Genomic DNA, 24001 nt, shown 5'->3' with positions numbered 1-24001 from the left:
AACGTGCGCGACCTAGACTCACCATTGTGAGCCGCACCGTGATGCAGCGTATCCACAACCCTCGCAACCGCGAGTGTGGATGCGACGCCGACTGCTGGTGCCGCCGTACCGCGGTCGGTCGGGCGGTCAAGTGGTGGTTCCCCGCCAGGCTGTTCGGGATTCACCACAAGAGTTCAGCCACGGCGCAGTGGAAGCGAGACCAGGACCTGGCCTAAGGCCGCCCGCTCACGTCGGCGCCCGGCTCTCAAAGTTGCCGCACTGACAGCGGGTCCGCTCTCATGCAGGGCGATGGCCGAGCCTCAGGGCCGCTCTTTGAGTCCCTGTTGGAGAAGGCTGATCATTTCTGCGATGCGGACCGGGCGTTGGTCGGGTTGGCGTTTTGTCGAGTCGATCCAGCGGAGCCACTTGGTGCGGTAGAACTGTGCGAGCGCGTCGAAGGAGGCTGCCGCTTCGGGGGCAGCATCGAGTGCTTGGGCGATGTCTGGGGCGAGGTTCGCGCGTTGGGGCCCCTCGGGTTCGAGCACGACCTCGATCGTTGCGCCGTCGGGAAGCGGGACCCGGCACCAGGCTGGCCCCAGCGCGATGACCGGCCCTTCGGCTCGCTTCTCGATGACACCGCGCATTCCGCGTCCATCCACCGATCCGTTGACCGGGTGGCGGGTCTTCGAGCCCCAGACCTGGTCGGGATCGAACGGGATCGGTACGAGGGTGCGACCGCGCTGGTCGACACTGACCGTGGTGCGGAATCGCTGTTGCCGGCTCATAGGTAGCGGCACACTTGGTCGGGCGGGCAGGTGTCGGGCTCGGCCAGTGCGGCGTTGTCGTGGAGCTCGGCGATCGAGCGGCGGAGATCGACCAGCTGGGCGATCTGGGCATCGAGGTCGCGGAGGCGTTCGGTGAGCAGGTCGCTGACGTGTCCGCACGGTGGCGTGCCGCTGTCGCGGATGCCGAGGATCTGCTTGATCTGGGCCAGCGTGAGGCCGGCGGCTTGCCCGCGGTGGATGAAGTCGAGTCGGCCCAGCATGTCGGGGGTGTAGTCGCGGTAGCCCGACGGGGTTCGGTCGGCGGCCGGGAGTAGGCCCTGATCCTCGTAGAACCTCAGCGTCTTGGTCGTCGTGCCGGTCGCCTCGGCGAGTTCACCGATCCTCATGGACGTTGGTCCCTCATGCGGCTTGACCTTCCCCTGCACTGGAAGGTCCAGTATGGCCGCGTACCCAGTCCGAACCAAGCCCCGGGAGGCGTTGATATGCCCGACATGAAGGTCGATCTCGCGATCGTGGGGTCCGGCGGCGCCGCCTTCGCTGCCGCCATCCACGCCACCAAGCTCGGCAGGTCCGTGGTCATGATCGAGCGGGCCACCTTGGGTGGCACGTGTGTGAACACGGGGTGCGTTCCGTCCAAGGCCCTGCTCGCTACGGCCGAGGTCCGGCACGTCGCGGGTGATGCCGGCCGGTTCCCGGGGATCGCCGCCTCGGCGGCGGACGTGGACATGCCCGCCCTCATCGCTGGCAAGCAGGCCCTGGTCGAGTCGATGCGCGCGGAGAAATACGCCGACGTGGCCGCGGCCTACGGCTGGCCGATCGTGCAGGGTGACGCGACCTTCACGGGCACCGGCGACGCCCCGGCGCTGGATGTGGCGCGGACCGATGGCACCACCGAGACCGTGGAGGCCGGCCACTACCTGGTCGCCACCGGGTCGCAGCCCTGGATCCCGCCCATCGATGGTCTGGCCGGACCAGAGAACCCCAGCGGGGTCGAGTACCTGACGTCCACCACGGCGATGGAGCTCGACGAGGTGCCCGAGTCGCTGCTGGTACTCGGCGGCGGGTACGTGACGCTGGAGCAGGCGCAGCTCTTCGCCCGGCTCGGTTCGAAGGTGACCATGCTGGTGCGGTCCCGGCTGGCCTCGCGGGAGGAACCGGAGGCGTCCAAGGCGCTGATCGGGGTGTTCGCCGACGAGGGAATCCGGGTGGTCCGCCGCGCCACGGCCACGTCGGTACGTCGTGACGAGACCACGGGCGAGGTGGTCGCCACCGCCACCGTCTCGGGCGGGACCCAGGAGTTCCGTGCCTCCCGGCTGCTGGTCGCACTGGGCCGGCGCCCGGTCACCGACGGCCTGAACCTGGAGGCGGTCGACGTCAAGACCGGGGACCTGGGCGAGATCGTGGTCGATGACCGGCTCGCCAGCTCCAACCCGCGGATCTGGGCCGCCGGGGATGTCACCGGTCACCGCGAGTTCGTCTACGTCGCCGCATCCCACGGCACGATGATCGTCGACAACGCCTTTACCGGCGCCGACCGGGAGGTCGACTACCGTCACCTGCCCCGGGTCACTTTCACCAGTCCCGCACTCGGCTCGGTCGGGATGACCGAGGCCGAGGTCCTGGCCGCCGGTATCGCGTGTGACTGCCGGGTGCTGCCCCTGGAGTACGTGCCCCGGGCACTGGTCAACCGCGACACCCGCGGCTTCATCAAGATTGTCGCCAATGCCGCCACCGGGCAGATCCTGGGTCTGACCGCGGTCGCCAAGGACGCCGGCGAGCTCGCCGCCGCCGGGGTCTACCTCCTCGAAGCCGGCATGAGCGTCTATCAGGTCGCGCACCAATGGGCGCCCTACCTGACCATGGCCGAGGGCATCAAGATCGCCTGCCAGTCCTTCACCACCGACGTCTCCATGCTCTCCTGCTGCGCCTCCTAACAACCCCGAAACTTCGGAAGGATCCTGATGACCTCTCTCAGTCACGACCTCAACAACCGGCTGGTCTCCCCGAACGAATCCGGGCTCGACCCGGCCGTGCTGGTGCCGCTGCTGCGCCTGCTCGCGGCCGGAGAACCGGTCGCGGTGACCGACCTCGCCGACGCCGCCGGACTCACCGAGGAGGCCACCCGCACGGCCTTGGCGGCGACGCCGGAGACCGAGTACGACGACGAGGGCCACATCGTGGGCCAGGGCCTGACGCTGCGGCCCACCCGCCACCGGTTCACCGTGGACGGGGAAGAGCTCTACACCTGGTGTGCCCTGGACACCCTGATCTTCCCCGTCATCATCGACAGGGCCGCGACGATCGAGTCGACCTCCCCGACCAGCGGCGGCACGGTCCGAGTGACCGCCACCCCCACCGGCGTGACCGCGGTCGAGCCGGCCACAGCGGTCATGTCCCTGGTCAACCCCGAGGACCTGAGCTCGATCCGCTCATCCTTCTGCAACCAGGTCCACTACTTCACCTCCGCCGAGGACGCCCAGCCGTGGCTGGAGGCAAACCCGGGAGGCGAAATCCTCCCGGTCGCCGATGCCTACCGCCTGGCCACCGATCTCACCACCACGATGCTCGACCGCGTCGCCCCCGCAACCAAACCCACCCCGAACGCGACCGCGAAGCACCCCTGCTGCTGACCTCCGCCACCCCAAGCCCACCAACCACAGCCGACCATCCAGCAAGGAACTAGCCATCATGAACAACGACAGGTCCGATTCGCCGGGACCGCCCGACGGGTCGGGACCGTCCGGGTTGCTGCTCGGATCAGGGGTGGCCCTGTTCGCAGCGGTCTGCTGCGCCGGGCCCGCACTGATCGCAGCGGGCGCCCTGGGTGTCATCGGAGGCTGGCTGGGCAACCCCTGGGTACTCGGCGCCGCGGTCGCCCTGCTCGTTGCGGCAGTCGTCTGGACCGTGACCCGCCGCCGCGGCACCTCAGATTCCGCGGCAGCCGACCGTGGTGCTCTTCTTCTCCGTCGAATGCGGCCGATGCGGGCCCACTGCCAACGCCCTGGCCAACGCGCAGGCCGATGACCCCGTGGTGGCCAACTTCGTTATCGTCGACGTGGCGGCGTACGCAACCGAGCGTGACATCGCGGGATTCCTCGACGCCAATAACGCCGGGGGTCTCGGCTACACCCGCGACGCCGACGGCCGGCTGACCGCGACCCCCTGACTGTGCGCTCAGAGGCCGAGGTCGCGGCTGGAGGTGACCCGCATGGCTTCGAGGGGTCGGATGTAGTGCTCGACCAGGGTGGAGATCCGGGTGTGCCGGGTCTGTGCGGCGATGCGGTCGAGTCCGACCCCGGCGAGGGCGGCGGTGGTGGCGTGTCCGGCCCGGAGCGAGTGTCCGCTGACGCGCTCGGACGGGATGCCGGCTGCTGCGGCGCGTTCCTTGAGCATTCGGGCCAGGCCGCTGCCGGTGAAGGGGCGGGAGCCGATGCGGTCATGGTGGAAGCCGGTGAAGAGCTGTCCGGGCCAGGTGCCTCGGTGGGCGAGCCAGGCGTCGAGGGCGGTGACGGGGTCGGTCTCGGCGTGCCGACCGTCGGCGACGCCGACGAGCTGGCCGCGGGCTTCGGGGTCGGTCTTGGACTTGCGGACGCGGATGAGCAGGCCTTCGGGCTTGGGCTCGATGTCGGCGAGCTCAAGGCCCGCGAGCTCAGAGCGGCGCAGCGCCGAGGCGAATCCGACCAGGATGAGGGCGGCGTCCCGGGCTCCGCGGGCCGTCGCGCGGTCGATGTTGGCGAGCATGCGGCGGATGTCGTCGGTGCTCAAGGGTCGGGACTGGCGGCGCGGTGCGGTGCCCAGGGTCCGACGCAGACCGCGCCGGACGGCCTTGACCGACTGGTCGGCGATCGGGTTCACCTCGCCTTCGGTCTCGTGGGCGGCGGCGATTGCGGCGCAGGCGCACTCGATGGTCCCAGCGGCGACGCCCTGGGCGGCGAAGTCGGCGAGGTAGGCGCAGACAGTGACCGGTGAGGCAGGCATCGCGGTAATGCCCCGTCCGGCGCACCAGCGTTCGAAGCGTCCCCACTGCCAGGCGTACGTCCTTCGGGTGGACGCTGCGCGGCCGGCTGCGATGGCATCGGTGATCCGGGTGAGGTCCAGGTCGGACAGTCCCTGGGGTGGGGATTCAGACCAGCCGAGACTGCGGAGGCCGGGGACCGGGGCTGCGGTGGCGAGGGTGGCGTCGTAGGCGGTGACGAGTGCGATATTCATGCGCTCGTCCTATCGATCCGCGACGGCGGCTGACCCGTCCGGGTCCGAGTTGGGGACGCTAAGGCCGGTTTCTGGCTGTCGTATCAAATCTCAAATGCTTTCAGGCTCGGAGATCCACGATCTCCGAGCCTGAAATTTGTAGCGGGGGCAGGATTTGAACCTGCGACCTCTGGCTAAGAGCGCAAAACACAGCAAGCTCGATCGCTACCCGACACCCGACGTCACGTAGCAGCAGATGCTCCCCGCGAGGTCACGCCGGTCGGTCCGATGCACAGCAGCCGTCCGGCGTGGCACCTGCGATCGCTCCAGAGGGTCGATTGGGGGTCAATTCTCCACAGCCTGCGCGGTAAGGGCTGCACACCTTCAGACACGAGGGCAAACCTGTCCTCGTGATCACGAAGGAGCACACGATGAGTACCACCGTCGACACCAGCCACGGCAGCATGATCCTCACCATCGACGAGGCTGCGGCCTACCTGGCGATCCCGAAGGCGACCCTGTACACCTGGCGGACACGCCGGGTCGGGTTCGGACCGCGCGCCGTGAAGATGGGCGGTTGCCTGCGGTACCGGCGCGCAGACCTCGACGCCTGGATCGTCGAGCACCTTGAGCCCGCAGCAGGCGAGTAGAACCATGGCCAGGCCGCCACTCCCCCTCGGCACATGGGGGACCATCACCACCGAGAAGATCCGCGACGGCAGCTACCGAGCACTGACCCGGTTCCGTGACACCGACGGCAACACTCGTCGTGTCACTGCGACGGGTCCGAGCAAGGCGGCTGCGGAGCGAGCGCTTCGAGACGTCCTGGGAACGCGCACCACGCCAGCAGGTGAACACCTTACAGCAGAGACCCGGCTGATCGACCTCGCCAACCAGTGGATCACTGGTCTCGAGGCCGAAGGAAGGATCGAGCAGACCACCATCAACGAGTACCGCCGGGTGCTGGACAACCTGGTGCTACCCAGTGTTGGCGGGCTGAAGCTCCGCGAGGCCACCACGGGGCGCCTGGACCGGCTCCTGCTGAAGTTGCGCGATCAGAGCGTGAACCGGCAACGCAAGGCCAAGGTCGTCCTCGGGGCCATGCTCGACCTCGCGGTCAGACACGACGCGATCCCGACGAACCCGGCCCGCGGGACAACCCGGGTTCACCGACCGAAGCAGGAGACCAAGGCCCTGCGGATCGAGGACTTGATCGAGATCCGCGCAGCCGTACGCCGGTGGGTCAACGCAGACCGGCCTGGACCCAGGGCCAACGGTGACATGGCCGACATCATCGACTTGATGCTCGCCACCGGGTGCCGCATTGGCGAGATCCTCGCCTTGCGCTGGAGCGACCTGAATCTCGACGGGGATCTGCCCACCCTCACGGTGTCAGGCACGATCAAGACCGAGACGGGGAAAGGCACCTACCGGAAGTCCACACCGAAGACGGACACCAGCCGGCGAACCGTGGTGCTCCCCCGGTTCGCCGCCGAGCTGCTCCGGGTGCGCCGGGAGTTCGCGACTCCCAACGAGAACGACGCCGTCTTCGCGACCCGCAACGGCACGTGGCATCAGGTCGTCAACATCGAGAGGCGGTGGCGGCAGATCCGCAAGGACACCGGTTACGAATGGGTCACCCCGCACACGTTCCGTAAGACGGTGGCGACGCTGATCTCAGAGGCAGCGACGTCTGAGCTCGCCTCGCGCCAGCTCGGCCACTCCTCGAGCCAGGTAACCCGAGACCACTACATCGCCAAGCCACCGGTTTCGGCCGACCTCTCCGAGGTCCTCGAGCGGCTGGCTGAGAGCGACGACGCACGCTCGGATTCGTGGGCCGCGAATCGTTTACGACCAATAAACGACCATTCTGGGGATCCACGTCAAAACGGAAACTGCCTCTGATCTGCGTTCCCGCAGGTCAGAGGCAGTTTTTCGGTCGGGCTGACAGGATTTGAACCTGCGACCCCTTGACCCCCAGTCAAGTGCGCTACCAAGCTGCGCTACAGCCCGAACGGTCGTCGCCTCGTGAGCGACGAACCGGCGTGAACACTACCGCAGCGGGGGCCCTGTCTCGGAATCGGGTCAGCCCATCGACTTCTGGCCGTCGATGGTCTCGCGGATGATGTCCGCGTGGCCGGCGTGCTGGGCGGTCTCGGCGATGATGTGCACGATCACCCGGCGCGCCGACCAGGACGCGCCCGGCTCGAACCACGGCGCCGCCGGCAGCGGCTGGCGGTGGTCCAGGTCGAGGGCGGGGTTGGCGAGCAGGGTGTCGGTCGCCTCGGTCACCACGTCGTACGCCGCCAGGAGCTCGGCGAGGGTCTCGTCCTCACGCATCTGGAAGCTGTCCAGGTGGTCGCGCACCGCGGCGGGCGGGTTGCTCCAGTCGACGGTCTCCCAGTCGATCTCGGGCCGGACGCCCGGGCCCTCGACGATGAAGGTCGCCCAGTTGTCCTCGACCTTGGTCACGTGCTTGATCAGCCCGCCGAGGCTCAGCGCGCTGACGGTCGGGTGCGAGCGGGCGGCCTCGTCGGAGAGACCCTGGACGGTGAACCGGAACAGGTCCCGGTGCTTGTGGAGGAGCGCGAGAAGGTCCTCGCGCTCCGTGGTCGTGTCTCGGGAGGTCATCGTGGTCGTCGTCATGCCCCGACCCTAGGAACCACACAGGTCAGGTTCTGTCCTCAATCAGAAGAGACCTGGGCGGAGTTCGGGGAGACCTGCAGCGAGGACGTGTCGACCGCGACGAACGCCGACGCGGGGATCCGCTTGAGGTCCTCGATCAGGTGGGTGGGCCAGTGGGCGTTCTGCTCGCCTTGGAAGTACCACGGGGAGCCGTTGTCTGCGAGCACGAGGCCGTAGGTCTTCATCGCCTTGATCACCGTCACGGCGTACGCCGAGTAGCCCTGCGTCGAGAAGCCGGGCTTCAGCCGGAAGCGGGCGCCCATCGGCGGGTAGGCGAGGCTGCTCTTGGATCCGGCGTCGTGGCGGGCGGGCCACAGGTGATGCCGGCTCGAGACGTCGGTGGTGAAGCGGATCGCGTGGTCGACGTCGCCGGACCTCACCTCGTTCCAGCGCAGCAGACCCGGCAGGATCGGCAGGCCGGCGGCGTCCGCGGAGGTCCAGCCGTCCGTGCGCAGGTCGTTGCTCGTCAGCGACCAGACAGCGCCGGAGCCGGCCTTCCAGTGCCCGCGGCTGACCCGGGTGTTCCAGGTCTCGTAGAGCTTGCAGTCGGCCTTGTCGACGACGATCGCGTGCTTGTCTCCGGACGACCCGCGGCCACCCTCGATCCGGGTGTCCTTCCCGAGCGGGTAGCGCACGTGGTCGCTCTCGCTCGCGTAGTCGAAGCGGACCTTCACCGTCGGGTGACCACCTCCGACGACCGTGACCGGGATCCCGTAGTCGGGGCCGTCGCCGTACGACGGGCCGAAGTCGGGGTGCAGGTCGACTCCGGTCGACATGTGCGAGAGCCACTGCCGGCTGCGCGACGCGACCGGGAGATCGCTGATGTCAGCACGCCACCAGTTGTCTGCCGGAAATATTGTGCACGAGGTGCCCGAGACCGGCCGGTCGGCGTGCGGGTCGATGCGGTGGGCGCTCGCCGGGGCTGTCACCGCGGTGGCGGCGACGGCCAGGACGAGCAGCCGGCGGATCACCGCTTCCGCTTCTCCCGCGGCCGCTGCTCGAGCACGATCGGGGTGCCGACGAAGCCGAACTCCTCGCGGAGCCGGCGCTCGATGAAGCGCTCGTAGCCCGCGTCCAGCTTGCCGCTGGTGAAGAGCACGAACGTCGGGGGCGCGATCGAGGTCTGGGTGCCGAAGAGGATCCGGGGCTGCTTGCCGCTACGCACCGGGTGCGGGTGCTCGGCGACCAGGCGACCCAGGAACGAGTTGAGCGCACCCGTGGTGATCCGGGTCTCCCAGCCGGCGATCGCCTTCTCCAGGGCGGGGACGAGCCGGTCGACGTGCCACCCCGTGCGAGCGGTGACGTTGATCCGCGGCGCCCACTGCACCTGCACGAGCTCGCGCTCGATCTCGCGCTCGAGGTAGTAGCGGCGCTCCTCGTCGACCAGGTCCCACTTGTTGAAGGCGATGACGAGGGCGCGGCCGGCCTCGCGGACGGTCTGGAGGATCCGGACGTCCTGCTCGGAGATGCTCTGCCCGCCGTCGATGACCAGCACGGCCACCTCGGCGCGGTCGATCGCAGTCGACGTACGCAGCGACGCGTAGTACTCGTGGCCGGAGGCCTCCTTGACCCGCTTGCGGATGCCCGCGGTGTCGATGAAGCGCCAGGTCTGGCCGCCGAGCTCGATCAGCTCGTCGACGGGGTCGACGGTCGTGCCGGCGACGTTGTCGACGACGACGCGGTTCTCGCCGGCGAGGCGGTTGAGCAGCGAGGACTTGCCGACGTTGGGCTTGCCGACGATCGCGATCCGGCGCGGTCCGCCGACCTCCTCGAAGGACTCCGGCGGAGGCTCGGGCAGCGCGGCCAGCACGGCATCGAGCATGTCGCCCGAGCCGCGGCCGTGGAGGGCCGAGACGGGCCACGGCTCGCCGAGCCCGAGGTTCCACAGCCCGTAGGCCTCGGCCTCGGTGCGCTGGTCGTCGACCTTGTTGGCGGCCAGGACGACCGGCTTGCCGGACGCACGCAGGATGCGGACGACGGCCTCGTCGGCGTCGGTGATCCCGACGGTCGCGTCGACCACGAAGAGCACCGCGTCGGCGAGCTTGACCGCGATCTCGGCCTGGTCGCGGATGGAGGCGGCGAGGCCGCGACCGTCCGGGTCCCAGCCGCCGGTGTCGACGACGGTGAAGGCGCGGCCGGCCCAGTTGGCGTCGTACGACACGCGGTCGCGGGTGACGCCGGGGATGTCCTGGACGACGGCCTCGCGGCGGCCGATGATCCGGTTGACGAGGGTCGACTTGCCGACGTTGGGTCGGCCGACGACGGCGAGGACAGGGACAGGACCCATCGACTCCGGGGCGCCCTCGGGCGTCTCGTCGGGCGTGGGCTCGGTCATGGTGCTCCTTGATCGGTGACCCCGGTGTCGGGGTCGGGTTCCACATCGGCGGCGGGCAGCGGTCCAGGCAGTTCCCGCCCGGTCAACGCGCGCGCCTGGTCCAGCTGGACCAGCATGTGCTCTCTGAGCAACAACGACTGCTTCTCCACTTGTTCCCGCGTGCGCGGCCACGGGACGGCGGCGATCTCGTAGGGCTCGCCGAACACCAGGTCGATGACCGCCCCGCGGTGCGGCAGCGACCCGCTCGAGCCGCCCGGCTCGCGGCTGCCGAGCGTGGTGACCGGGATGACGGTGGCGCCCGAGACCAGCGCGAGGTACGCCGCTCCCCGGTGGAACCGCTCCAGGTCGCCCGCCCCGCGGCTGCCCTCGGGGTAGATGCCGATCGTGCCACCGTCACGCAGCACGCGCAGGCACATCTTCACGGCGGCCGGGTCGGTGCGGAACCGGTCGAGGGGGATCTGCCCGGCCTGCCGCAGGAAGGGACCCATGAACCAGTTGCGGAACATCTCGACCTTCGTCAGCGCGTGCACCGGCCGCGGCGCGAAGATCGCGAGCAGCGGACCGTCGACGACCCCGACGTGGTTGGAGGCGAAGATCACGGCGCCCGAGGGCGGCACGAGCTCGGTGCGGTGCAGCTGCACGTCGTACCGCCGACGGATGATCCAGCGCGCGAGCGGCCGCAGCGGGTGGAGCAGGTAGCGCGCCGGGCGCTTGACCTGGTCGCTGCGCGGCCGCGCGAGGTGGGGGTTGGTCACGGGTGCGCCCCTGCTCGCTCGACCAGGTCGACCACCTGGTCGATGACCTCGTCCAGGGAGTACGGCGTGGTGTCGATGTGCACCGCGCCGTCGGCCATGGTCAGCGGGGCGGTGGCGCGTCCGGAGTCGATCTTGTCGCGGGCGAGCAGGGACGCCTCGGTCGCGGCGACGTCGGCACCACCCTGCTCGGCGGCGCGGCGCCGGGCGCGGGCGGAGGGGTCGGCGCTGATGTAGAGCTTGACCGGGGCGTCGGGGACGACGACCGACCCGATGTCGCGGCCCTCGACGACGATCCCGCCGTCGTCGGCGATCACCGAGCGCTGGAGCTCGAGCAGGCGCGTGCGCACCTCGGGGACCGCGCTCACGGGCGACACCGCGGCGTTGACCTCGTCGCTGCGGATGCCGACGGCGACGTCGACACCGTCGACGGTGATCGTGGGCGCGAGCGGGTCGGTGCCGGAGACGATGACCGGTTCGTCGCACCGCGCCGCGACGGCCGCCGGGTCGTGCACGTCGATGCCCTCGCGGAGCATCCACCACGTCATCGCCCGGAACATCGCACCGGTGTCGAGGTAGCGCAGGCCGAGGCGGTCGGCGACCCCACGCGACGTGCTCGACTTGCCGGATCCCGAGGTGCCGTCGACGGCGACGACGAGACCGGCGAGGGACGAAGACGTGGAGCTGCTCACGGGCCCGCAGCCTACCGGTGAGTGACCCAACCCCGAGAGTCCAGAGAGCCGAGGAGGTGTTCGGCGCGGGTCTCGTCGACGATCAGCTCGACCACACCGACCTGCCGGCCGAGGTCGTGGTCGATCCGCACGTCCTCGATGTTGACCTCGATCTCCCCCGCCGCGAGGAACAGGCGGGCGAGCACGCCGGGCTCGTCGGGGACCGACACGAAGACCGACGCGGTCGGCCGCACCGGTCCACCGTGCTTGCCGGGGATCGCGCGCGTCCCGTCCACGCCGCGCTCCAGCAGCTCCCAGAGCTGGGCGCGGTCGGCGTCGGTGAGAGCGGTGATCATCGCGTCGAGGCCCGCTCGCACCTCGGCGAGCAGCTCGACGACGGCCGTCGAGTTCGCGGCGACGATCTGGCCGTAGAGCTCGGGGCTCCCGGCGGCGATGCGGGTGACGTCACGCACGCCCTGGCCGGAGAGCTTGAGGTAGTCGGCGGGCGCGTCCACGAGCCGTCCCGCGACCAGCGAGGCGAGCAGGTGCGGCACGTGCGACGTGCGCGCGACGGCGCGGTCGTGGTCCTCGGGAGTGAGGCGTACGACGACCGCGGCGCACAGCTGGGCGAGCTGCTCGACCAGCGACACCGCGTCCGCGTCGGCGTCCGGGTGGGGCGCGACCGCCCACGGCCGTCCTTCGAACAGGTCGGCGGTCGCCGCCAGCGGGCCGGAGCGCTCGCTGCCGGCCATCGGGTGGCCCCCGACGTAGCGCTCGACGCCCGGCTCCCCCGCCACCGCGGCGAGCGGGCCGGTCTTGACGCTGCCGACGTCGGTGACGACCGCGTCGGAGTCGCGCAGCGCCTGGGCGATCGCGGCGCCCAGGTGGTCGGGCGGCACGGCGACGACCACGAGCTGCGGCCGGTCGTCGACCTGCCGGGGGCGACCGGCGCCGAGGGCGGACGCGGTCCGGACGTGGTCGTCGGAGATGTCCGTGAGCAGCACGTCGAGGCCGGCGCGCCGGCAGGCGAGCGCGACCGAGGTGCCGAGCAGCCCGACTCCGACGATCTCGACCGGTCCGGTCAGCTCACTCATCCGGCACCGCGCGGACCCGGGTCAGGTCGCGCCGGAGCGCGGCGGCGCCGTGCAGGTAGACGTGGGTGATGTCGCCCTTGGGCAGGTCGGTCTCGACGTGCGCCATCATCCGCACGACCCGGGGCATGGAGCCGGCGATCTCGAGCTCGCGCGCGCAGATCAGCGGCACGTCGCCGAAGCCGAGCCGGCGAGCGGCGTACGCCGGGAACTCGGAGACCAGGTCGGAGGTCGCCGTGAAGATCACCGAGATGAAGTCGTCGACCTCGAGGCCGTTGGACTCCATGACGTCGGTGACCATCTCGGCGACCCGCTCGAGCATGTGGTCCCGGATGTCCTCGTCGAGCTGGGTCGCGCCTCGCACTGCTCTCACTGCCACAGGCAGAGGTTATCGGGGACGCGACCCCGGCGGCGTCGACCGTGAGCAGCGCGAGACGGGTCGCTCAGCGGCCCGCCGGCGCGAACTGCTGCACGTCGACCTCGGTCACGTCCCGCATCGGCTTCCTGGTGCCGGCGAGGACCGTGTCGTAGCGGTGGTCCCCTTGCAGGTAGCGGGCGAAGAACGCCTTCACGTACGTCGACGCGACCCGCTGCTCCGCGCGGTAGCCCAGGGTCTTCTGGAGGTTCGAGTCGTCGAACCCGTCGAAGCACCGACCGGGACGGCCGGTCGGGTGCGCCGCGTCGTCCTCGCCGCCGGGCAGCCCGCTGTGGGCGGACCACCGCGAGTTGAGGTTGTTGTGGTTGGCGCCGTGCACGGTGATCGCGATGTTCACGGGGTCGCCGCCCCGCTGCGCGAGGCGGTTGTAGGAGTCGTCGCCGGTGGCGTCGCACCCGCCGATCCACGACATCAGCGGGATCTGCGAGACCTGCACCCGGCGGGCCCGCCCGTCCAGGAAGGGAGGCTCGGCTGCCGCGAGACCGAACACCGCGCGGAACCGGACACCGTCGGGCACCCGGTGGCGGTGCTTGTCCGCGGCGGCCCACATCATGCCGCGGCCACCGCGGGAGTGGCCCAGGAGGCCGACGTCGTGCAGGTCGACGGACCGACGGAAGTCCGGGGCGGCCGGACGACCGGTCCGAGCGTCCGTGAAGGCTCCCTGGAGCGGGCCGTTCCCGTCCCGGACGAGGCTGCGCCACATCCGCAGGTGCTGGTAGACGAGCACTCCGCGCGCCTTGTCGGCGACCTCACCGAGCTCGCCGGCGTTGACGCCGTTCGCGCTGATCGAGACGACGACCATGCCCCGGGCCGCAAGCGTCCGTCCGAGGTAGTCGTAGCCGCGCTCGCTGTGGATGCCGGTGAGACCACCGCGGCAGGGCCAGTCCCCCGACACCTCGGCGGTGGCGTCGTCGGCGCAGGTCCAGAAGAGGCCGTGGGCCATCACCACCAGTGGCAGGCGCTCACCCGCGGAGTGCGCCGGCGCGTAGACCCGGCCGATCAGCTCGATCGGCGCCAGCCGCTTCGACGGCATCCCGTGGCGGTCGAAGGCGTGGAAGCCGGACACCGTGAAGGCGGAGTCGCCGAGGTCGTAGTCGTAGACCCGGACCTGCCGGGCGTGGCCCGACGCGGGCGTCGCTGCATCTGTGGACGGGACGACGGTGGACAGCAGTCCGAGCGCGAGCCCGAGCGCGATCAGGATTCTTCTCATGGGTCGAGCCTGGTCGAGGGATGTCAGGAACTCGTCAGGACGGCGTCAGGATCCGGGCAGCGTGATCCGGACCCGGGTCCCGACGCCGACGTCGCTCTCGATGGTGACCGCGCCGCCGTGCGCCTCCACGATCTGGCGGACGATCGCGAGGCCGAGGCCGCTGCCTCCGGTGGCGCGGCTGCGTGAGGCGTCGGCTCGGCGGAACCTCTCGAAGACGTGCGGCAGGTCTGCGGCGGGGATCCCCGCGCCCGTGTCGGCGACCTCGAGGACGCCGTCTCCCCCGCGCAGGACGATCTCCCCACCGGGGGGCGTGTGCCGGATCGCGTTCGCCACCAGGTTGCCCACCGCCTGGCGGATCCGGACCGGGTCGGCAACCACGGCGGCTCCCGGCTCCGCCTCGACGCGGAGGACCACTCCCACCGATCCGGCCGCGCCGTGGAAACCGTCGGCCACCTGCTCGAGGAAGACGGCGACCTCGACCTCGACGGGGTCCAGACGCATCTCGCCGGCATCGCCGACGCTCAGGTCGTGGAGGTCGTCGACCAGGCGCTGCAGGTGCAACGTCTCCTCGTGCAGGCTCGCGACGAGGCGAGCATCTGGCTCGGCCAGGCCGTCCTGCACGGCCTCGAGCCAGCCGCGCACGTTGGCCAGGGGCGTGCGCAGCTCGTGGGAGACGTCGCTGACCATCCGGCGACGGGCGCCCTCCAGCTGCTGTCGCCGGTCGGCCATCCGGTTGAACGCGCGGGCGACCTCACCGATCTCGTCGCGGCGCCGGTCCGGCACCCGCGCGTCCAGGTCGCCGTCCCCTGCGCGCTGGGCGGCGACCGCCATCCTGCGGATCGGACGCACCACGCTGCCGCCGAAGAGCAGGCAGATCGTCAGCACCACGAGAGCAACGCCGCCGGCCAACAGCACGATCCGCACCTTGCTGTCCCGGGACAGGTCCCAGAACACCTCGGCAGACCCGGCCTCGCCGCTGACGAAGAGCAGCGCGGGAGGGGCGACCTGCCCGGCGTACCAGCTGCGACGAGCGTGGTCGGCGCACCTCGCGACCGCTGCCTGCCGACCGGACTCGCGCACGACGACGCCGAAGGCAGGGGTCAGGCCCTCGGCCCTGGGCAGCCCGGCACGGGCCAGGCACGCGTCGACCTGCTGGACGACCCGGTGCCACCGCCGGGGTTGGGTCTTCGGAAAGCTCTCGGCGGTCAGGGGCGAGTCCGAGGTCCTGCCCACCGCGACGACGCGCCCGTCCATGGGTGCCGGAGGCCCGACGACCCGACGCCCGCAGGAGGACGAGCCCGACGGACAGGCCACTGGCCCGACGTCGACCGGTGACTGGTCGGTCCCGTCGTCAGCGCCCGCGAGCAGGACCGGATCCACCGCGAGCGGGTCGAGCGTCGCCCGGGCTCCCGCCGGTGAGCGAGCAGCATCCGCCCCGGCGGAGTCGACGAGCACCCGGCCCGACGTGTCGGTGACCGTCACCTGCCGGTCTGCCTCGCGTGCGAGCTTCTGGACCACGGTCCCGGCACCCGCCCAGGACGGGTGGCTGGCCGCGTAGCCCACGAGGGTGTCGTAGATGCTCGCCTCGGTGTGCAACGAGTTCTGCTGGGCATCGCGGACGGCGACCGTGGTCGCTCGCACGGTCGCCCAGGTCGCCGCGGCGATCGCGACCAGGGCGATCAGGACGCCGACGGCGACGATCCGCAGGAGCAGGCTGCGCCGCCAGGGCACACGCGAGACGGCCACGATCAGCTCGGCACGGCGAACGCGTAGCCGACCCCGTAGACCGTCCGGATGACGGCGGGATCGAGCTTCTTGCGGAGGTTCGCCACGTGGACGTCGACGGTGCGGTGGGTGACGTGACCACCGCCGCCGTGGGGACGGTGCAGCTCACCGAGCAGCTGCTCGCGGGTGAACACCCGGCCGGGCGCGGCCGCCAGCACCTCGAGCAGGGTGAACTCCCCCGGTGTGCAGTCGACCAGCTCACCCCGGAAGGTCACCTCGCGGGTGGCCGGGGTGACGGTCAGCGACCCGACCGCGACCTCCGGGCGGGTCGCCCCCAGCGTGTCCAGCCGGTGCCGGCGTAGCAGCGCCCTGGTCCGCGCCATCAGCTCGCGGGGGCTGTAGGGCTTGGTGAGGTAGTCGTCCGCACCGAGGTCGAGGCCGTCCAGCAGGTCGTCCTCGCTGGCGCGGGCGGTCAGCATGAGGATGGGCAGCGCCTCGGTCTCGGGCGCAGCACGCAGGGCCCGGCAGACGTCGTGGCCGTCCAGCCGAGGCATCATCACGTCGAGCACCAGCAGGTCCGGCAGGCGACGCGCCACCTCGTCCAGGGCTGCCCGGCCGTCGGTCACCACGGTGACCTCGTGACCCGCGGCGACGGCGTAGCGCCGGACGAGCTCGGCCTGCTTGGGGTCGTCCTCGGCCACCAGGATCCGCGCCACGCGGCGACCCTACGCCGCTCGTGTCAGGGAACTGTCAGGACGGCTGGTAGCTCCCGAACGACCAGTGGTTGCCCTCGGGATCCTCGACGCTGCCCCCGCGGCCGCCGTAGTCCTGGTCGACCATCTCCCGGACCACGGTGGCGCCGGCGGCGACCGCGCGGTCGAAGAGGTCGTCGGGGTCGTCGACGACGAGGTACGCCGCGGATCCGCCGACGTTGACGACGACGCCGTCGGGCCGCTGCGAGCCGAACATGATCCCGCCGCCCCCTGGCCACAGCCACTCGGCGTGCACGACCACGGAGGCGTCGGCCTCGTCGCGGTAGGTCGCGTGCTCGGTGAAGCCGATCGCCGACAACCACGCGATCATCGCGTCGGCGTCCCGGAAGGACATGGTCTGCCAGTGCCTGACGTCTGCTGCGCTCATGGCCTCAGCCTGCCGGGTCTTCCCCGGCCAGGTCTTGAAGGAATGGGAACTCCTCGCGCAGCCAGGTCGTCGGCGGGCAGCCCGCGAGCTCGACCCAGTCGCGCGTCAGGTGTGCCTGGTCGGCGTACCCGCACGCCTGGGCGACCGTCGCGAGCGGTGCCCGGCCGAGACGGGTGCGGGAGCGCTCGAAGCGGCCGATCCGGCGCAGGTCCTGGGGCGTGAGGCCGCACTCGCGTCGGACCAGGGTGCCGAGGTGCCGGCGGCTGTAGCCGACCTCGTCGGCGACGGCCTGGACGCTCACCCCACGAGTCAGCTGTGCCAGCGCCCTGCCGACCTCGGCCCGCGGTGCCGCGTCGCGCAGGTGTGTGAGCAGCACCTGCTCGACCAGACGCTCGCGCTCACCGGGCCGGCACCCGGCGAGCTGCTCGGGCAGGTGCCGCAGACCGGGTACGACGTCGGCGAGCTCGACCAGCTCGCCGGCGAGGTCGGCGGCCGGCACTCCCAGGAGCGCGCGGGCCCCCGCGGTCGTCAGCGCGAGCTGGACGCCGCGCTGGGTGCCGTCGTGGTGGATCTCGGCCGGGTGGGCGTGCAGGCCGGACACGGTCGACCAGCGGCGAGCTCGGCTGTCCGGGAGCCCCCGCCAGCCCACGTCCAGCGGCTGGCCGATCGGCAGCACGAAGGTCAGGGTCGTCGACGGGAGGCCGCGGTGCACCCCGGGCGCGCCCAGGTCGACGTCGTAGGCGACCAACGAGGCGACGTACGGCGCCAGCGCAGGACTGACGGACCGGCTCACACTTCAACCGTAAGGGTGGAATTGCGCCGAATGCTCCCGTTTCTGGGCAAGGACGTGTAGAACGTGCGGGTGTCCACCATCGATCATGCGCGCCCTCTCGTCATCACCGACGAGCAGGCAGGGACGACGACGGTGGTGCGATGCGCCGGCGAGATCGACATCGCGACCGTGCCCTACCTGCGTGACCGGCTCCAGCAGCTGCAGATCGACGGTCCGTCCGACCTGGTGATCGAGCTCGAGCAGGTCACCTTCATCGACTCGGTCGGCCTCGGCGCCCTGATCGGCGCGCACAAGCGTGCTCGGGTGCTCCAGGGCACGTTCACCATCGTGTGCACGTGCCGCCCGGTCCTGCGGGTGCTGTCGGCCACGGCCCTCGACCGGGTCTTCCGGGTCGTGCCCACCATGGACGAGGCGCTCGCCTCGATCGACGGCTAGCGCCACGCCCTACATCTGGGCGTTGTCGAGCAGCTCACCGAGCTCGTCGAGGGTCAGGTCGCGCATCTCGCCCGAGGGGATGCCCTCGAGCTGCACGGGCCCGATCGCCGTGCGGGTCAGCCGACGGACCTCGTGGCCGAGCTGCTCCAGCAGCCGGCGGACGATCCGGTTGCGGCCCTCGTGGATCACCAGCTCGACGATCGACTTGGCACCCCGGCCGCGCCCCGAGACGCTGATGATGCGGGCCCTGGTCACGGTCACCGGGCCGTCCTCGAGCTCGACGCCGTCGAGCAGGGTCGCGATCGTGGCCTTGGTGACCTCGCCGTCGACCTCGGCGACGTATGTCTTGTCGACCTCGTACGACGGGTGCGCCATCCGCTGGGCGAAGTCGCCGTCGTTGGTGAGCAGCAGCAGCCCGGACGTGTCGGTGTCGAGCCGCCCGACGTGGAAGAGCCGCTCCGGCCGGTCGGAGACCAGGTCGGTGATGGTGCGCCGGCCCTCCGGGTCGGACATCGTCGACACCACGCCGCGGGGCTTGTTGAGGACGAGGTAGACCTTCTCCGAGACCGGCGGCAGGCGCTTGCCGTCGACCCGGATCACCGCGGTGCGCGGGTCGACCTTGGTGCCGAGCCGGGTGACGACCTCGCCGTCGACCACGACCTTGCCGTCGAGCATCAGCTCCTCGCACTTGCGGCGCGAGGCGACGTTCGACATCGCCAGCAGCTTCTGGAGCCGGATCAGCCCGTCGTCGTCGGTCTCCAGCGTCATTTTTCGGGGTCCCCTCGGAATCGTGTGATGGAGGAGCGAAGCGGGGGAAGCGCGCGATTTCGTGGGGTGATCATGACGGCTCGGTCCCGCCGTCGGGCTCGGTGCCGTCGCCACTGTGCGGCGAGGCGTGCGGGTGGTCCGGCTCGGCCTCGGGCTCCGGGGTCGGCGTGGAGACCATCTCGGCGAGCTCGTCCTCGAGGTCCTCCATGTCGGGGAGGTAGGGCGCCAGCTCGGGCAGCTCGTCGATCGACGTCACGCCGATCCGCTCGAGGAAGTAGCCGGTGGTGCGGTAGAGGTTGGCGCCGGTCTCGTGGTCCTGGCCGGCCTCCTCGACGAGGCCGCGGGTCAGCAGGGTCCGCATCACGCCGTCGACGTTGACCCCCCGGATCGCGGAGACCCGGGCGCGCGACACCGGCTGCTTGTAGGCGACCACGGCCAGCGTCTCGAGCGCGGCCTGCGTCAGCCGTGCCTGCTGGCCGTCGAGCACGAAGCCCTCGACGACAGCGGCATACTCGTCGCGCGTGTAGTAGCGCCAGCCGCCACCGACGTTGCGCAGCTCGAAGCCGCGGCCCTGCTCGGTGTACTCCTGGGCGAGCCCGCCCAGGGCCTCGTCGACGTCGACGACCGGGTAGCCCACAGCCGTCGCGAGCGTCACGGAGTCGAGCGGCTGGTCGGCCACCATCAGCAGCGCCTCGAGCGACGGCCGCAGGTCCGCCACCGGGATGGCAATCGTCTCGTCGACCTCGGTCGTCTCAGTCATCGTCGTTCTCCTGTGCTTGCACGTCTCGTACGCCGCCCTCGTCGGCCGGAGCCTCGGGCGGCGCTCCGTCGAACTCGTCGGTGATCAGCTGGTCCACGTCGGCGTCGTCGTCTCCGGTCCACCGTACGGTGAGCTCGCCCAGGGGCGTCACCTGGTCGAAGGCGACCGCGCCCTCGCGGAAGAGCTCGAGCAGCGACAGGAACCGCGCCACCGTGGTCAGCCGGTCGGGTGAGTCGCCGCAGAGTGCCCGGAAGGTCATCGTGCCGCTGCGCCGCAGCCGGTCGACCACCAGCGCGGCCTGCTCCCGCACGCTGACCTTGGCCGCGTGGATGTGGTGGAGCGACAGCTCGAGCACCGGCTTGGGCTCGAGCGCCTTCGCAGCCAGCTGGGCGAACTGCTCGAGGCCGATGCCGATCAGCACCTCGGGCAGCAGCCCGGCGTACCTCTCCTCGAGCCCGACGGCCCGCGGGTGGCGGCGCGCCTCGGACGCGAGCCGGTCGGACAGGACGCCGGCGACCAGCTTGAACGCCTTGTACTGGAGCAGCCGCGCGAAGAGCAGGTCGCGGGCCTCGAGCAGCGCGAGGTCCTCCTCGTCCTCGACGTCACCCTGCGGCAGCAGCCGCGCGGCCTTGAGGTCGAGCAGCGTGGAGGCGACCAGCAGGAACGACGTCGTGACCTCGAGGTCCCAGGTCTTGCCGCCGGCCTTGACGTGCTCGATGAACTCGTCGGTGACCCGCGACAGCGACACCTCCGTGATGTCGAGCTTGTGCTTGGCGATCAGGTTGAGGAGGAGGTCGAACGGGCCCTCGAAGTTGACCAGGTGCACCGCGAACTCCGGCGCGGTCTCCCCCGCCATCGACTCGACGGCACCCGTGGACTGCTCGACGGACGTCGTCATCCCTCGGTCAATCGTCGGACCAGCGCGCTGTCGTCGCCGTTGGCCTCGTAGTCGGCGAGCACCATCGCGATCGCCTCCCGCACCAGCCGGCCGCGGTCGACGGCGAGCCCCTGGGCGCGGCGCAGCCCCAGCCGGGCGTGCTCGATGTCGAGCAGCTCGTCGGAGGTGACGTAGACCGTCATCTTCTCGTCGTGGCGGACACGTCCGCTCGGCTTCTTGCGGCCGCCGGTGTCCTCGGCGGTCGGCGCCGCGTCGGACTGGACGTCCTCGGGCTGGGCGTCCGGGACCGCACGCGGTCCCGGCTGCTCGGCCTCGGCGGGTGCCGTGGGGCGGAACAGGTCGTCGGCAGCAGGCAGGCTCACGCGTCGGGCCACCGTGCCACCACCTCCTTGGCGAGCTGGCGGTAGGAGTCGGCGCCGGCCGACGACGAGGCGTACGACGTGATCGGCTCACCGGCGACGGTCGCGTCGGAGAACTTCACGGTCCGCTTGATCACCGTGTGGAAGACCGTGTCGCCCCACGCCTGGACCAGGCGCTCCATGACCTCGCGGCTGTGGAGGGTGCGTCCGTCGTACATCGTGCCGAGCACGCCGTCGATCTCGAGCTTGGGGTTGAGCCGCTCGCGGACCTTGTCGATCGTGGTCTTGAGCAGCGCGACGCCGCGCAAGGCGAAGTACTCGCACTCCAGCGGCACGATCACGCCGTCGGACGCCGTGAGCGCGTTGACGGTGAGCAGACCTAGCGAGGGCTGGCAGTCGATCAGGATCACGTCGTACTCCGCGAGCGCGGGGGCGAGCACGCGCTGGAGGGTCTGCTCGCGCGCGACCTCGTGGACGAGCTGCACCTCGGCGGCCGAGAGGTCGATGTTGGACGGCAGCAGGTCCATGCCGGGCACGACGGTCGGGACGATGACCTCGTCGATGGTGACGTCCTTCTGCATGAGCAGGTTGTAGATCGTCAGGTCCATCTCGTGGGGGTTGAGGCCCAGGCCGACCGACAGCGAGCCCTGGGGGTCGAAGTCGACGAGCAGGACCTTGCGGCCGAACTCCGCGAGCGAGGCACCCAGGTTGATCGTCGTCGTGGTCTTGCCGACGCCGCCCTTCTGGTTGCACATCGAGATCACCCGCGCGTGACCGTGCTCGGTCAGCGGGCGGGGCTCCGGGATGACCGGCATCGGCCGGCCGGTGGGTCCCAGCGGGACCTCGGCCGGGACCGGGCCGGAGGCCGGACGCTCGAACGGAAGGGGGTCGGACACAGGCTGCTCATCTCCGAGTTGTGGTGCGGGGGAAGGGGTGCGGATCAGGGGCGGCATCTCGCCGGCGGCGCTGCCGGCGTTGCCGGCGTGGGGGAAGGATCCACCGAAGCTGCCACCTGCGCTCATTCCGCGCTCCTCACCGACATGTCGACACAACGACTTGTGTCCGACTCGCGGGCGACTCTAGGACCGGCCCCCGACAGCGACAACCCGAACCCGGAAACCCCCAGCCCGCTTGGCAAATCTGTTGAGGGCGTGTGCACTCGCTACGCCTCGGAGTGCACAGGCGGACCGCTGCCTGTGCACTCACCTGTGGAGGAAGGTCACTCCCCGTCGCTGGTCGGCGCGACGCCGTCGACGAGGTCGGCGTAGTCCGGGTGACGGGCGATCCAGCTCTTGATGAAGGGGCACAGCGGCAGCACCCGGTGGGTGCCGGTGGACCGGACGTCGTCGAGCGCGAACTTCGCGATCGCGGACCCGACGCCGCGTCCCTCGTACGCGTCGTCCACCTCGGTGTGGGTGAAGATCACCAGCCGGTAGGTGAGCTCGTACGCCGCGAAGCCGGCCAGCTTCCCGTCGATGTGCCCCTCGTACCGGTGCTCGGCGGGGTTGTGCGAAGTCGCCACGTCTGCCATGCACCCAGCCTAGACTGAAGGGGTGCGCCCGACCGCGGCCGTCAAGGTCCTGCTGGCGGGGTTGCTCACGGGGGGATTGATCGCGTCCGGGGCGACCCCTGCCCTCGCGACCCTCCACGACGGCGTCGCACCCGCCAAACCTCCGGCGATCGCCGTGCGCCTCGCCGCCCCGTTCGCCACGGTCGGCGAGCCGGTCGTGCTCACGGCCCAGCTGAGGAGAGCCGCCGCCGACGTCCTGCTGACCGTCCAGCGGCGCAACGACGACGGCCAGACCTGGACGCCCGTCACCAGCGCCGCGACGGGTTCCGACGGTAGGGCCCTGGCCTCGCTCGACACCAGCGTCGCCGGGCCGCAGGTCCTGCGCGTCACCGGAGCGGGTACGTCGGCCACGGTCACGCTCACGGTCAGCGACGGGACCACCTGCACGCCCAGGGTCGCGCTGGTCGACACGCTCGCGACCCCGGCGGCCCGCTGCCTCGCCACCCGGCTCGACCGCTGGAAGTCGGCCGGCCTGATGGGCGTCGGCCAGCAGCTCAACGTGTCCAACAGCGACTACCTCGCCCCGCTCACGCTCCTCGGCGGTCGCCGCGTCTCCGTCGTCGGGTTCGACCTCGAGGAGCTCGACAAGGCGGCGCACTACGAGTACCCGTTCGACGACCAGGTGATCGCCGACCTCACCCGCCTCGCCGGCGAGGGCGTCGTGCTCAACGCGAGCTGGCACGCGAGGAACCCGCACACCCTCGTCGAGGACTCCAACCACGACCGCTCCTGGCACGACCTGTCGGCGCTGCTCGACTCCACCACAGCGGAGTACCAGGAGTTCTGGGCCGACTTCGACGCCAAGATGGCGCTGCTCCACCGGCTGCAGGACGCCGGGGCGGCCGTCGTGTTCCGGCCCTTCCACGAGGCCAACGGCGGCTGGTTCTGGTGGGGCCACCCCGACCCGAAGACCTTCAAGAGCCTCTGGTCCCGCATGCAGAGCCGAGCAGCGCGCGACGGCGTCCACAACATCGTGTGGGGCTACAGCTTCAACGCCGTGACCAACAAGACGATCACCGACCCCACCAAGCTGCTGCCGGCGAAGGTCGACCTGGCCGGCATGGACTCCTACGACGACGAGTCCAAGGCCAACCCCAAGGACGACCTCATCACGACCGGCTACGCCGCGGTCGCCGCCAGGGTCTCCCGGATGGCGATCACCGAGGCCGGCCCGATGGGCAGCACCAAGGGCACCTGGAACCCGTCGATCGTCGAGTGGCGGGCCCGCGACCTGAAGTCCAAGCCAACCTTCGCGATGCTCTGGTACGACGACGCCAACGGCAAGAAGCAGCTCTCCAGCCTGTCCGGCGGCACCGCCTGGCTCGACTCCTGCATCAACGCCTTCTGCCGCGTGAAGTAGCCCGCTCCGGAGGTCGAGGAAGGACGAAGTCCTGTCTCGAAACCCAGTGCTCGCTCGAGGT

The 24001-nt window shown here is 70.7% G+C and carries 28 protein-coding genes and 1 tRNA gene; 7 read left to right on the top strand and 22 right to left on the bottom strand.

All coding sequences use genetic code 11. The features are described 5' to 3' along the window. Positions 1–299 precede the first annotated feature (299 nt). Together ABLE68_RS18245 and ABLE68_RS18240 are read right to left on the bottom strand one after the other, a co-directional pair. Complete coding sequence (locus tag ABLE68_RS18245; protein WP_348873349.1) at positions 300–764, bottom strand: YdeI/OmpD-associated family protein; 465 nt, start codon at positions 762–764, stop codon at positions 300–302. After that, a complete protein-coding gene (locus ABLE68_RS18240; protein WP_348873348.1) occupies positions 761–1150 on the bottom strand; it encodes a heavy metal-responsive transcriptional regulator in 390 nt (129 codons plus the stop codon). Before ABLE68_RS18240 ends, ABLE68_RS18245 begins: the two co-directional genes overlap by 4 nt. 96 nt (positions 1151–1246) lie before the next feature. Between ABLE68_RS18240 and merA the strand changes: the two genes are divergently transcribed. The 3 genes from merA to ABLE68_RS18225 all read left to right on the top strand — a co-directional run bounded on the left by merA (position 1247) and on the right by ABLE68_RS18225 (position 3930). Beyond that, positions 1247–2698, top strand: coding sequence for a mercury(II) reductase (merA, locus tag ABLE68_RS18235; protein WP_348873347.1), 1452 nt, complete (start codon positions 1247–1249; stop codon positions 2696–2698). Positions 2699–2725: 27 nt separating this feature from the next. After that, the gene (merB, locus tag ABLE68_RS18230) at positions 2726–3394 is read left to right on the top strand and encodes an organomercurial lyase MerB (protein WP_348873346.1); all 669 of its coding nucleotides are present in this window, start codon (positions 2726–2728) and stop codon (positions 3392–3394) included. A 317-nt stretch (positions 3395–3711) separates the two neighbouring features. Beyond that, positions 3712–3930 (top strand): hypothetical protein, encoded by a 219-nt coding sequence (locus tag ABLE68_RS18225; RefSeq protein WP_348873345.1) that lies wholly within the window; start codon positions 3712–3714, stop codon positions 3928–3930. Between the two features lie 8 nt (positions 3931–3938). On the opposite strand, the gene ABLE68_RS18220 is transcribed toward ABLE68_RS18225, so the two are convergent. Further along, complete coding sequence (locus ABLE68_RS18220; protein ID WP_348873344.1) at positions 3939–4973, bottom strand: site-specific integrase; 1035 nt, start codon at positions 4971–4973, stop codon at positions 3939–3941. A gap of 410 nt (positions 4974–5383) precedes the next feature. Between ABLE68_RS18220 and ABLE68_RS18215 the strand changes: the two genes are divergently transcribed. Further along, the gene (locus tag ABLE68_RS18215; RefSeq protein ID WP_348873343.1) at positions 5384–5602 is read left to right on the top strand and encodes a helix-turn-helix transcriptional regulator; all 219 of its coding nucleotides are present in this window, start codon (positions 5384–5386) and stop codon (positions 5600–5602) included. Continuing rightward, entirely contained in the window at positions 5580–6857 is a 1278-nt protein-coding gene (locus ABLE68_RS18210; RefSeq protein ID WP_348873342.1) for a tyrosine-type recombinase/integrase, read from the top strand. The genes ABLE68_RS18215 and ABLE68_RS18210 overlap by 23 nt, the downstream gene beginning before the upstream one ends. A gap of 34 nt (positions 6858–6891) precedes the next feature. On the opposite strand, the gene ABLE68_RS18205 is transcribed toward ABLE68_RS18210, so the two are convergent. The 13 genes from ABLE68_RS18205 to ABLE68_RS18145 form a co-directional block, all read right to left on the bottom strand. After that, positions 6892–6965 (bottom strand) — tRNA-Pro (locus ABLE68_RS18205). Between the two features lie 72 nt (positions 6966–7037). Beyond that, entirely contained in the window at positions 7038–7598 is a 561-nt protein-coding gene (locus tag ABLE68_RS18200) for a DinB family protein (RefSeq protein ID WP_348873341.1), read from the bottom strand. A gap of 38 nt (positions 7599–7636) precedes the next feature. After that, entirely contained in the window at positions 7637–8608 is a 972-nt protein-coding gene (locus tag ABLE68_RS18195) for a hypothetical protein (protein ID WP_348873340.1), read from the bottom strand. Continuing rightward, positions 8605–9972, bottom strand: coding sequence for a ribosome biogenesis GTPase Der (gene der, locus ABLE68_RS18190; RefSeq protein ID WP_348873339.1), 1368 nt, complete (start codon positions 9970–9972; stop codon positions 8605–8607). The genes ABLE68_RS18195 and der overlap by 4 nt, the downstream gene beginning before the upstream one ends. Continuing rightward, positions 9969–10727: a lysophospholipid acyltransferase family protein gene (locus ABLE68_RS18185; RefSeq protein ID WP_348873338.1), complete on the bottom strand. Its 759-nt coding sequence runs from the start codon at positions 10725–10727 to the stop codon at positions 9969–9971. Before ABLE68_RS18185 ends, der begins: the two co-directional genes overlap by 4 nt. After that, the gene (cmk, locus tag ABLE68_RS18180) at positions 10724–11416 is read right to left on the bottom strand and encodes a (d)CMP kinase (RefSeq protein WP_348873337.1); all 693 of its coding nucleotides are present in this window, start codon (positions 11414–11416) and stop codon (positions 10724–10726) included. Before cmk ends, ABLE68_RS18185 begins: the two co-directional genes overlap by 4 nt. Before the next feature lie 11 nt (positions 11417–11427). Then, entirely contained in the window at positions 11428–12489 is a 1062-nt protein-coding gene (locus ABLE68_RS18175; RefSeq protein WP_348873336.1) for a prephenate dehydrogenase, read from the bottom strand. Further along, positions 12482–12865: a chorismate mutase gene (gene aroH / locus ABLE68_RS18170; RefSeq protein WP_348873335.1), complete on the bottom strand. Its 384-nt coding sequence runs from the start codon at positions 12863–12865 to the stop codon at positions 12482–12484. The genes ABLE68_RS18175 and aroH overlap by 8 nt, the downstream gene beginning before the upstream one ends. Before the next feature lie 64 nt (positions 12866–12929). Further along, complete coding sequence (locus tag ABLE68_RS18165) at positions 12930–14132, bottom strand: alpha/beta hydrolase (protein WP_348873334.1); 1203 nt, start codon at positions 14130–14132, stop codon at positions 12930–12932. A gap of 45 nt (positions 14133–14177) precedes the next feature. Further along, on the bottom strand, positions 14178–15878 hold the full coding sequence (locus tag ABLE68_RS18160) for a sensor histidine kinase (protein ID WP_348873333.1): 1701 nt from the start codon (positions 15876–15878) through the stop codon (positions 14178–14180). A 2-nt stretch (positions 15879–15880) separates the two neighbouring features. Then, on the bottom strand, positions 15881–16573 hold the full coding sequence (locus tag ABLE68_RS18155; protein WP_348873332.1) for a response regulator transcription factor: 693 nt from the start codon (positions 16571–16573) through the stop codon (positions 15881–15883). 34 nt (positions 16574–16607) lie between these two features. Then, positions 16608–16997: a VOC family protein gene (locus tag ABLE68_RS18150; RefSeq protein ID WP_348873331.1), complete on the bottom strand. Its 390-nt coding sequence runs from the start codon at positions 16995–16997 to the stop codon at positions 16608–16610. A gap of 4 nt (positions 16998–17001) precedes the next feature. Continuing rightward, positions 17002–17790: a helix-turn-helix domain-containing protein gene (locus ABLE68_RS18145; protein ID WP_348873330.1), complete on the bottom strand. Its 789-nt coding sequence runs from the start codon at positions 17788–17790 to the stop codon at positions 17002–17004. A gap of 69 nt (positions 17791–17859) precedes the next feature. Here ABLE68_RS18145 and ABLE68_RS18140 point away from each other — a divergent pair, with 69 nt between their 5' ends. After that, a complete protein-coding gene (locus ABLE68_RS18140; protein WP_348873329.1) occupies positions 17860–18225 on the top strand; it encodes an STAS domain-containing protein in 366 nt (121 codons plus the stop codon). Between the two features lie 9 nt (positions 18226–18234). Here ABLE68_RS18140 and ABLE68_RS18135 read toward each other — a convergent pair whose 3' ends face one another. The 6 genes from ABLE68_RS18135 to ABLE68_RS18110 all read right to left on the bottom strand — a co-directional run bounded on the left by ABLE68_RS18135 (position 18235) and on the right by ABLE68_RS18110 (position 22541). Then, positions 18235–18993: a pseudouridine synthase gene (locus ABLE68_RS18135; RefSeq protein ID WP_348873328.1), complete on the bottom strand. Its 759-nt coding sequence runs from the start codon at positions 18991–18993 to the stop codon at positions 18235–18237. Positions 18994–19063: 70 nt separating this feature from the next. Then, positions 19064–19753: an SMC-Scp complex subunit ScpB gene (gene scpB / locus ABLE68_RS18130; RefSeq protein ID WP_348873327.1), complete on the bottom strand. Its 690-nt coding sequence runs from the start codon at positions 19751–19753 to the stop codon at positions 19064–19066. After that, positions 19746–20651, bottom strand: a complete 906-nt coding sequence (locus tag ABLE68_RS18125) for a segregation and condensation protein A (protein ID WP_348873326.1) — start codon at positions 20649–20651, stop codon at positions 19746–19748. The genes scpB and ABLE68_RS18125 overlap by 8 nt, the downstream gene beginning before the upstream one ends. Then, positions 20648–21025 carry a hypothetical protein gene (locus ABLE68_RS18120; RefSeq protein WP_348873325.1) on the bottom strand — a complete coding sequence of 126 codons (378 nt, stop codon included), beginning with the start codon at positions 21023–21025 and terminating at the stop codon, positions 20648–20650. The genes ABLE68_RS18125 and ABLE68_RS18120 overlap by 4 nt, the downstream gene beginning before the upstream one ends. Then, positions 21010–21963, bottom strand: coding sequence for a ParA family protein (locus ABLE68_RS18115; protein WP_425475660.1), 954 nt, complete (start codon positions 21961–21963; stop codon positions 21010–21012). The genes ABLE68_RS18120 and ABLE68_RS18115 overlap by 16 nt, the downstream gene beginning before the upstream one ends. A gap of 266 nt (positions 21964–22229) precedes the next feature. Next, on the bottom strand, positions 22230–22541 hold the full coding sequence (locus ABLE68_RS18110) for a GNAT family N-acetyltransferase (RefSeq protein WP_348873324.1): 312 nt from the start codon (positions 22539–22541) through the stop codon (positions 22230–22232). A 22-nt stretch (positions 22542–22563) separates the two neighbouring features. Between ABLE68_RS18110 and ABLE68_RS18105 the strand changes: the two genes are divergently transcribed. Continuing rightward, the gene (locus tag ABLE68_RS18105) at positions 22564–23940 is read left to right on the top strand and encodes a glycoside hydrolase family 26 protein (RefSeq protein ID WP_348873323.1); all 1377 of its coding nucleotides are present in this window, start codon (positions 22564–22566) and stop codon (positions 23938–23940) included. Positions 23941–24001 lie beyond the last annotated feature (61 nt).

Origin of the sequence: Nocardioides pollutisoli (assembly GCF_040045055.1) — a bacterium.
GTDB classification, from domain to species: Bacteria; Actinomycetota; Actinomycetes; order Propionibacteriales; family Nocardioidaceae; genus Nocardioides; species Nocardioides tweenelious.
Note: the sequence above shows the minus strand (reverse complement) of the source record. Positions and strands in the feature narration are given on the sequence as shown.